Source organism: Phenylobacterium sp., from assembly GCF_044371015.1.
Lineage (GTDB): Bacteria > Pseudomonadota > Alphaproteobacteria > Caulobacterales > Caulobacteraceae > Phenylobacterium.
Map to the genome: position 1 here is coordinate 1 of NZ_JBILUK010000127.1, position 8,739 is coordinate 8,739.

Sequence of the window (8,739 nt, forward strand, 5' to 3'; positions counted from 1 at the left end):
CGATATCTTCTACTACAGCCAGCTTACCCCCACCGGCGCCCGCACCGGCATCATCAACACCGACTCTGTGATCCGGACCGACTCCTACTCGCTGTTCGGCGAACTGTCGGTGGACCTGATGGACGGGCGGCTGACGCCGCTGGTCGGCCTCGCCTACTTCGAGGACAAGCGCACGGCGGTGGGTGTGGATCGCAACACTCGTGCGCCGCGGCTCTCGGCCGGCAATTGGGACAGTCTGAACCCTCGGTTCAACCTGAAATACAAGCCTGTCGACAACGGCACAATCTATCTCAACATCGCCAAGGGCTTCCGCAGCGGCTCGCTGCAAACGCCGGCCCAGGCCGCGGCTGCGGACACGACACTGGGACTGCCCCCGGGCACGATCCAACCCACCAACAAGCCCGACTCGCTCTGGACCTATGAGATCGGGACGCGTTGGGAGCTCGTAGATCGGACCCTGCTGTTGGAAGGCTCCATCTACCAGACCGACTGGAAGGACGTGCTGGTCCAGTTCGCCACCGCCGCCGTGATTTCGATCACCAATGCCGGAGACGCCAAGATCAAGGGCGGCGACATCGGGCTGGTCTGGCGCACTCCGGCGGAAGGTCTGAACATCCAGGCCAGCGCCGCTTACAACGACGCAGAATTCACCAGCGTACTCGGAAGGCTGTCGGTCGGCACCGCCATCCGTGTTGGCGGGCCTGTGCCGAATGTGCCCAAGACCACCTTCACGGTCGCCGCCGACTATGCGCGGGAGTTGGAGGGGCTCTCGGGCGTGACTGGAACCTTCTACGCCGGCTACTCTCATCGCAGCCCGACGTTCGACGCCACAGTCAAGAACCTGAAGTCCGGCAACCTCGACGACCTGACCTTGCGGGCTGGCCTTCGCAAGGACGGCTGGAACGTGGAGGCCTTCGTAACCAACGCGCTCAATGACAAGGACCCTGCGGCGCTTGGCTCCACGGCGGAACAGATTCTCTACCCCCGCCGCGCCGGAGTCCGCGTCGGCTTCGACTTCTAGAACTTCCCTGCCACTGCGGCCGTGGCCCAGGCCACGGCCGCACCTTTGTGTTCGATCTGCGCGAAGTGTTTGACCCAATGGCTGACGGCTTCTTGATGTCGATCGCCGAGCAATCGGCGCATTTTCTGGCCCGGGAGCACACGGGACGTCCGACAGGACCTGTCCTTGGCCCCTCGGCCTGGACCGGGGCGGAGCTTGGCCCGCCCGATGTTTGGGCGGAACGACTCACCCCCGAATTGATCTCCAGCTTGGAGACGAAGATGACGACGCTGGAGGGGCGGTCCGTCGACGGTTTGACGATGGCGGATGCGGTCCTTCCAGGCTTTGAAGCTCACGTGGATGGCTGGCGGGAAGAACTCCTGCGCGGACGAGGTATTCTCGTCCTCAAGGGCGTGCCGGTCGACCGTTGGTCACCCGCCCAACAGCAACTTTTCATGCGATTGCTTGGCCTGCAGTTCGGCCGCCTCGGATACCAGAACCCACAGGGCGACGTGATCGGCGAGGTCCGCGACACCGGCGCCGACAAACGGGACCGCTTCGCCCGGCTCTACGCGACTGCAGGCGAGTTCCGCTTCCACTGCGACGCTTCCGACCTCGTTGGGCTGCTGTGTGTGCGTCCGGCGGCCGAGGGCGGGCAGAGCAAGGTGGCCAGCTCGGTCACGGTCTACAACGAGTTGCTTCGACGGCGTCCAGACCTCGCGGCTCGGATGTTCGAACCCATCGCGCTGGACCTGCGGAACGAGCAGCAGCCGGACGCGCCGCCTGTCGCCTACATCGCGCCCTGCGCCTATGCTGACGGCGTGCTGAAGACTCTCTACCTCTCCGACTACTTCCGCACGGCGGCGCGGCACATCGACCTGCCACCCAAGGATTTGGAACTGTTCGATCTCTACGACGCCATCGCGGAGGAGCCCGGGATCGGCCTGTCGTTCTTCCTGGAGCCCGGCGACGTTCAGATCCTCTACAATCACACCATGCTGCATGCTCGCACGGCGTTCCGCGACGCGCCCGGCGAGGAGCGATTGCTGCTGCGGTTCCTAGTGTCCGTGGGCGTCTCGAACTAGCCTGAACCCATGGATCCGCTCGCTGGACTGAGTGTCGTTGAAATCGCGGGCGGACCGGCCGCCGGCTTCTGCGGCCGCCAGTTTCAGAATTGGGGCGCTTCTGTCACGGTCCTGGAGACCGGCCTCGCGCCCGAGCCCGGCGAGGCCTTCCGTCGGATCGGTAAGTCCACCGCCGCCCTGTCCGAGCTTGAGGCCCGATTGGCCAGGACGGATGTGCTGATCGTCGAGGGAAGCGCGCCCAACGTGTCGGTTTCGGCGCTCCGCGCCACCAGACCCGCTCTGGTGGTCGTCGAGATAACGGACTTCGGCCTGGGCGGTCGGCGCGCCGCGCGGGGCGAGCTTGAAGCACGAACGGGATATCTCTGGCTCAACGGCCGAAGAGGTGGTCCGCCGATGGCGGCGCCCGCCAACCTGATCGCCCACGCACTAGGCGCCAGCGCTTTTGTTGGCGGCATGGCCGCCCTGATCCGTCGGACGCGAACCGGTCTAGGCGATCATGTCGAGGCGCGCGGGCTCGATACCGTGGCGGGCTTCGTCCCGTACCTGCGCGATCAACAGCGCGGAGGGCCTTCGCCACGACAATCCGGCACGCCGGAAGGCGCACGACTTATCCGCTGCGCCGATGGATGGATATCCGTGGCGCCAGCCATCGCGGCACACCTCGAGGTCTATCGGGCCATCCTGGGCGCTACCGAGGACGAGGTTCCCGATAGCCTTATCGAACCCGGCCTCGGAACCTCGGCGGATCGCGTGGCTGCGGCGCTGGCGCCCTTCGCCGCGAGGATGCCGGTCGATGCGGTCATGCTCGGATTACAGACGGCGGGGGTCGTCTGCGGGATCGTTCAGCATCCCTCTAGGGTGCTTGCCGACCCGCAGTTGGCGGCGCGCGGCTTCTTCAAGGCGCCCGGTGTCGCCGGTCGGTCGGCGCAGTTCGCGCCCGGACCTGCAGCGGACCCAGCGCCCCCGGTTGAGCTTGCACCCGATGCGCCGCCGCTCACCGGCCTGACGATCCTGGACCTGACACAGGCCTGGATCGGACCGCTCGCGGGCCAGGTTCTGGCCGACCTCGGCGCTAAGGTCGTGAAGGTTGAAGGTCCGGTTCGGCCGGACATCTGGCGTTGGATGGGTCAATCCGAAGCCGGCGACGACGATCCCCTGAACCGCAGTTGCTACTTCAACTCCGCCAATCGCGGGAAAGACGGTTTGGCTCTAGACCTGGGCCGACCTGAAGGCGCCGCGGCTTTCCTGAGGCTGGCCGCACAGGCCGAAGTAGTGATCGAGAACTTTACGCCCCGGGTGATGGCGCGGTTCGGGCTCGACTATCCCCGGCTCGCAGCGATCAACCCAGGTCTGGTGATGGCCTCATTCAGTGGCTTCGGGGCCGATGGACCGCACGCCGCGTTCAAGGCCAACGGGTCATCGATCGAGGCCTTCGCGGGTTGGGACGCCTTGCATTGTGATGCTTCGGGCGACCCTGTTCTGATGGCGACCTACCCGGCGGATCCCATGTGTGGCCTGCTGATGGCGGGCGGCGTCCTGGCGGCGCTGCATGGGCGTCTTGTCCACGGCCGCGGCGGGCACGTCGAAGGTTCAATGCTGGAGGGTTCAGCGGAGCTCATAGGCGATGTCCTGCTGACCGAAAGTAACGGGGAGTCCTGGACCGATCCGCCGGTGGCGATCGCCGGTGATGCGGCGAAAGGATGGCGACTGGATACGGCGTCGGCCGCCGTGCCCATCTGCGACCCAATCGCCGCGCTCAACGATCCCGAGGTGGCCGCCTCTCTGGTGACCTTGGACACTCCGGGCCAGGGCGTGGCGCTCCATGCGGGACCCTTCCACCGCTTCGAGCGCGCGAGCCGCGCGCCGCTGCGGGCCCCACCTAGGCTCGGAGCGGACACCTTGCGCGTCTTGTCCGACTTCGGTTTTGACGCCGACGAGATCACGGACCTCGTCAAGAGCGGCGTCGTCGCCGTCAATTCCCGCTGAACGTGGGCTTTCGCTTTTCGAAGAAGGCGCCGACCGCCTCCTTGTAGTCTTCGGTCAGGCTCGAGAGCAGCCACTGGTCGGCGTCCATGTGCATGATCGCTCGGTCCAGCGCTCCTGAAACACTGTTGATGCTCTTCTTGATCATCTGGACCGAGTTGGGCGGCAGCGCCGCATACTCCTCGGCCATGGCGCGGGCGGCGGCGTCGAGGTCGGCCAGCGGGACCATCTGATCCAGGAAGCCCCAGCGCTCGAGCGTCGCGGCGTCGAACAGCTTGCCGGTCATGATCATCTGCTTGGCCCGCGCCGGACCCACAAGGTGCACGCAGATGGGAACCGCGTTCCACATCAGATTGATGCCGAGCTTGACCTCGCCATAGCCGATGCGGGCGGTGTCGGCGCCGATCCGGAAGTCGCAGGCGGTGGTGATGCAGCCGCCAGCGCCCGTGGCGACGCCCTGTACGGCGCAGATCGTGGGCTGAGGAATCTCCTGCATGGACCGCATCAGCTGCGCGCCGAACTCCGCCGCGCGCCGGCGCATCAGGATCGAGGCCGCCGGTCGGGCGCTGGGCGAGGCCTGCAGGTCGGCGCCGACCGAGAAGTCACGGCCCTCCGCGCGGAAGATCACCGCCCGCGTCTGCTCATCGTGGATGAACTCGCGGCTGATGCGCTCCAGCTCCTGCATCATTTCCTGCGTCACGGCGTTGCGCCGCTCGGCCCGGTTGATCGTCACGGTGGCGATGTGGCCGTCGCGGGCCAGCTCAATCACGGACAATGTAGTGTTCCTTCCCTGGTCATTGCCGGAACCATATCAAACCCCCTGGACTGATCAAACGTTCAGTAACATGCTCCGTCGAGGTTTGAAGATGGGGAGGCGCGCATGCCCTGGCTGACTGAGACGCAGAAGGACGTCTATCTTCGAGATGGCTATCTCCTCCTGGAGGAGGGAATCGAGCCGGCCCTGATCGACGAACTTGTCCAGGCCATGAATGGCTTCGTAGAGCGTTCCCGGGGTCTGACGGCGTCGACTCCCGACATTCTTCTCGGCCCAGGCCACAATGCAGACCGCCCCATGCTGCGGCGGATTCCCCAGACCGTGGCCTTTCATCCTGCCTTCGAGGCGTTTGGACTGCGTGGCCCGATCGTCGATCTTGCGGAAGAGTTGCTCGGCCCGGACATTCGGCTCCACCACTCCAAGCTCAACTTCAAGTCCGGCGGCGGTGGCGAAGAGATCAAGTGGCACCAGGACATTCAATTCTGGCCGCACTCCAACTACGACCCGCTCACCATCGGAGTCTACCTCGCCGATGTAGACCACGAGATGTCGCCCATGGGTGTCTTCGCGGGCAGCCACCAGGGGCCGATTTCAACGCTTCGTGACGCTTCTGGCGCATGGACAGGTTCGTTGAGCGATCAAGAGGTCGCCGCCCTGGATCCCGGGCGGCTTCGCTGGCTAACCGGTCGTCGCGGCGCAATCACAGTGCACAACTGCCGGACCGTCCATGGCTCAAAGGCGAACCTGTCGTCACGGATGCGGCCGTTGCTGTTGCACACCTATGCGCCCTGTGACGCGATACCCCTGACCCGTATCATGGATCCCGTAAAGTACGGCAATGTGATCGTAAGGGGCGGACCCGTGGCCTATGCGCGGATGAGCGATACCCCATGTCCGATGCCGCCGGACTGGGGCGCAGGAGACTACTCCTCGATCTTCTCGGTCCAGCAGGAGAAACTGGGCTGAAACCGCCTGCTTTCTACGATCGATAGCTTGGGTCGATGTCATCCAGCTTGCGGAGCAACGCCGGCCAGGTGAACGCGCCCGCTGAGCCTGTGAACAGGGACTCACTCTGGCTGGTCACCTTCTCCGGCACGCCCTGGCGCGGCGTGACCAACCGCGCCCCTGACGACTGCGCACGAATCTGCATCGTGCAGGCGCGCTCCAGGAAGTACATGGCGAGCCATGCGGCCGCGCAGGACACGCCCACCGCCAGGGTGCCGTGATTGCGCAGGATCATCAGGTGCTTCTCGCCCATGTCGGCGACCAGCCGATCGCGCTCGTCAAGGTCGAAAGCGATACCCTCGTAGTCGTGGTAGGCGACCTCGCCGCAGACCATCATCGCGTGCTGCGAAAGCGGCAGCAGTCCCTCAGCCTGAGCGGCGACCGCAACGCCGTCATCGGTATGCAGATGGATCACGCACTGGGCGTCGTCCCGGGCCATATGCAACGCGCTGTGGATCGTGAAGCCCGCCGGATTGACGGTGTGCGGCGTCGGCTCGACCGGGTTTCCCTCAATGTCGATCTTCACCAGGTTTGACGCGGTGATCTCGTCAAAGCGCAGGCCGAACGGATTGATTAGGAAGTGATGCTCCGGCCCGGGGACGCGGGCTGAGATGTGGGTGAAGATCAGATCGTCCCACCCTTCCAACGCGACGAGCCGATAAACAGCGGCAAGGTCCTGGCGGACCATGGCTTCGGATACTTCGGGCGCGTCGTAGGCCATGAGGGTATCTCCGTGAGACTCAGACCCGGTCCCGCTCAGCGCGGCGGGCGGACAGGTAGAAGTGGAGGCCGGCCCAGACGAGCGCGGCCGTCGAGATCAGCAAGGCGTATCGAAGGCTCTCCCTACCCATTGTGGGCGCCAGGGCGTCGCTGGTCACACCGACGAGCCAGGGTCCAAGGCCGAGGCCGAGAAGCGAGGATAGAAACAAAACCAGTGAGATCGCCGTCGCCCGGCGGTTCGGCTCTGCGAAGGACTGAATCGCCGAGAGTGCGACTCCACCTCCGGACGCGGCCAGGAAGGTGGCGAACACCTTGATTGAAATGGCGATCAGCGGGGTCGGGCTGAGGAACACCAGCGCATAGAGCGGCGCCGAGCCGCCATAGGCGATCGCGGGAAGCCACAACTCCCATCGCGCGTCGCGGGGGATGAGCTTGGTGGCGCCGAGCCCGCCGCACATCACCCCCAGGATTCCGCCGATCGCGCTGGCCGTTCCCGACCAGACGCCGATTTCCGTCAGGGTCAGGCCGTGGCTGCGGATGAAAAAAGCGGGCAACCACTGGGTTATGCCATAGGTGCCAAAAGCGCCGATCGAGAGCGCGATGATCAGGTGGCGTAGAGCGGGCCGGGCCAGCAGGCCGCGAATGGCCGCCAGGGCGGGTTCGCCGGACGCGGTTGCCACGTGTCCCCGACGCGCAGGTTCGCGGACGGTGAACAGGACCAGCAAGGCCAGGGGTACGCCGGAGAGTCCCACAACCCAAAGCGCCGTCCGCCAACCCAGCTGATCGGCGAGAACGCCCGTCAGCATCAGCCCGACGCTGAGCCCCGCCAGTCCGCCAGCCTGGAACACGCTGATCCCAAAAGCTCGCCGCTCGGGCGGGAAGTGGTCGCCGATCAGCGAATGGGCGGCCGGAACGCATCCGGCCTCGCCGACACCGACGCCCATCCGAGCCAGAAACAGCTCCAGAAAGTTGCGCGAAAGACCGGTTGCCGCGGTCATCAGGCTCCAGATCGCCAGACACGCCGCCAGCAGTTTCACCCGAGATGTGCGGTCTGCGAGCCGCGCCAGCGGAATGCCGAGCGTCGCGTAGAGGGCTGCGAAAGCAAGCCCCGAAAGAAGGCCGAGCTGGCCGTCGCTCAGGCCCAGCTCGGCCTTGATAGGCTCGAGCAGGACCGCGAGCACCATGCGATCCATGTAGTTGAAGAAGCTGACCAAAGTGAGGATCGCCAGGGCGTACCAGGCTCCGGCGCCAACGCCGGACGATTCGATCCGCGCTTCGGTCGCAGCTCCGGACATGCTCCACTCCCAGCAATGGCCACTCTTACGGTGGCTGAACGATCAATTCGTAAATTATAGAATTTGACTGCGCAATTGTTCAGTGTCAGATTTGACGTCATCAGGGAGGCATCCTCATGACCGTCGCCGATGACATCCCGGTTCGCCGGATGGACTTCTCGTTCCCCGACGACATGGACCTCGTGTTCATCGAAGGCGACCCGGCGCTGTCCTACTTCTTCGTCGGGGCCTGGATGATGCTGCCGTATCTGGAGCCATTCCTGATCCGCACGATGCAGTCGGCCATGGGCGAGGTCGACGATACAAGGCTCAAGGAAGCGATGAAGCGGTTCTGCGCCCAGGAGGGACAGCACTTCCGCCAGCACGCGAAGGCGAATGAGGTGGTCAAGCGCATCCACCCCTCGGGGCCGAGGCTCGCCGAACTTGAGCGGGAAGTCGAAGCCGAGTTCGCAGCCTGGTCCGCTGAAAAGCCGCTGAAATTCAACCTCGCCTATGGCGAAGGTTTTGAATCCATGACCTGCGCCGCCGCCCGGGCGCAGATAGAGATCGATATGTTCGATTACATGAAAGAGCCGATCCGCGGACTGATGTACTGGCACATTATGGAGGAAATCGAGCACCGAACGGTGTGCTTCGACGCCTATGAGCGGCTAGTGGGCGACTGGGTCTACCGAACGCGGATGAGTTTGTGGTTTCAACGCCACTACTACGGCTGGTGTCAGAAGTTCGCAGCCGCCATGATCGCCGCTGATCCCGAGATGATCGCCCGCTACCAGACGCCGGAGTGGGCCCAGGTGCGCAAGGCGCGTATGGCCCGCTATCAGCGCGCCTACCTGCCCCGGCTGCTAGGCACCTTCATGCCCTGGTACAATCCGG

At 64.8% G+C, this 8,739-nt stretch carries 8 protein-coding genes; 5 read left to right on the forward strand and 3 right to left on the reverse strand.

Going from position 1 to position 8,739, the window contains the following annotated elements; genetic code table 11:
• The 3 genes from ACIQ3R_RS11445 to ACIQ3R_RS11455 form a co-directional block, all read left to right on the forward strand.
• A partial coding sequence (locus ACIQ3R_RS11445) for a TonB-dependent receptor domain-containing protein (protein ID WP_397418565.1) occupies positions 1-1,021 on the forward strand: 1,021 nt, incomplete at its 5' end.
• A 260-nt stretch (positions 1,022-1,281) separates the two neighbouring features.
• Positions 1,282-2,085: a TauD/TfdA family dioxygenase gene (locus tag ACIQ3R_RS11450; RefSeq protein WP_397418567.1), complete on the forward strand. Its 804-nt coding sequence runs from the start codon at positions 1,282-1,284 to the stop codon at positions 2,083-2,085.
• Between the two features lie 9 nt (positions 2,086-2,094).
• Positions 2,095-4,071 carry a CoA transferase gene (locus ACIQ3R_RS11455; RefSeq protein WP_397418569.1) on the forward strand — a complete coding sequence of 659 codons (1,977 nt, stop codon included), beginning with the start codon at positions 2,095-2,097 and terminating at the stop codon, positions 4,069-4,071.
• Here ACIQ3R_RS11455 and ACIQ3R_RS11460 read toward each other — a convergent pair.
• On the reverse strand, positions 4,058-4,837 hold the full coding sequence (locus ACIQ3R_RS11460) for an enoyl-CoA hydratase/isomerase family protein (protein WP_397418579.1): 780 nt from the start codon (positions 4,835-4,837) through the stop codon (positions 4,058-4,060). The two genes, ACIQ3R_RS11455 and ACIQ3R_RS11460, sit on opposite strands and share 14 nt — an antisense overlap.
• A gap of 111 nt (positions 4,838-4,948) precedes the next feature.
• Between ACIQ3R_RS11460 and ACIQ3R_RS11465 the strand changes: the two genes are divergently transcribed.
• Entirely contained in the window at positions 4,949-5,809 is an 861-nt protein-coding gene (locus ACIQ3R_RS11465) for a phytanoyl-CoA dioxygenase family protein (protein ID WP_397418571.1), read from the forward strand.
• A 13-nt stretch (positions 5,810-5,822) separates the two neighbouring features.
• On the opposite strand, the gene ACIQ3R_RS11470 is transcribed toward ACIQ3R_RS11465, so the two are convergent.
• Positions 5,823-6,569, reverse strand: coding sequence for a class II aldolase/adducin family protein (locus tag ACIQ3R_RS11470; protein WP_397418573.1), 747 nt, complete (start codon positions 6,567-6,569; stop codon positions 5,823-5,825).
• A gap of 19 nt (positions 6,570-6,588) precedes the next feature.
• Positions 6,589-7,863 carry a spinster family MFS transporter gene (locus ACIQ3R_RS11475; RefSeq protein WP_397418575.1) on the reverse strand — a complete coding sequence of 425 codons (1,275 nt, stop codon included), beginning with the start codon at positions 7,861-7,863 and terminating at the stop codon, positions 6,589-6,591.
• A 116-nt stretch (positions 7,864-7,979) separates the two neighbouring features.
• Between ACIQ3R_RS11475 and ACIQ3R_RS11480 the strand changes: the two genes are divergently transcribed.
• A partial coding sequence (locus tag ACIQ3R_RS11480) for a metal-dependent hydrolase (RefSeq protein ID WP_397418577.1) occupies positions 7,980-8,739 on the forward strand: 760 nt, incomplete at its 3' end.

Bases quoted from the DNA above. Each gene is read 5' to 3' on its own strand.
- ACIQ3R_RS11470 (WP_397418573.1), bottom strand. From the start codon at position 6,569: ATGGCCTACGACGCGCCCGAAGTATCCGAAGCCATGGTCCGCCAGGAC.
- ACIQ3R_RS11475 (WP_397418575.1), bottom strand. From the start codon at position 7,863: ATGTCCGGAGCTGCGACCGAAGCGCGGATCGAATCGTCCGGCGTTGGC.
- ACIQ3R_RS11450 (WP_397418567.1), top strand. From the start codon at position 1,282: ATGACGACGCTGGAGGGGCGGTCCGTCGACGGTTTGACGATGGCGGAT.
- ACIQ3R_RS11455 (WP_397418569.1), top strand. From the start codon at position 2,095: ATGGATCCGCTCGCTGGACTGAGTGTCGTTGAAATCGCGGGCGGACCG.
- ACIQ3R_RS11465 (WP_397418571.1), top strand. From the start codon at position 4,949: ATGCCCTGGCTGACTGAGACGCAGAAGGACGTCTATCTTCGAGATGGC.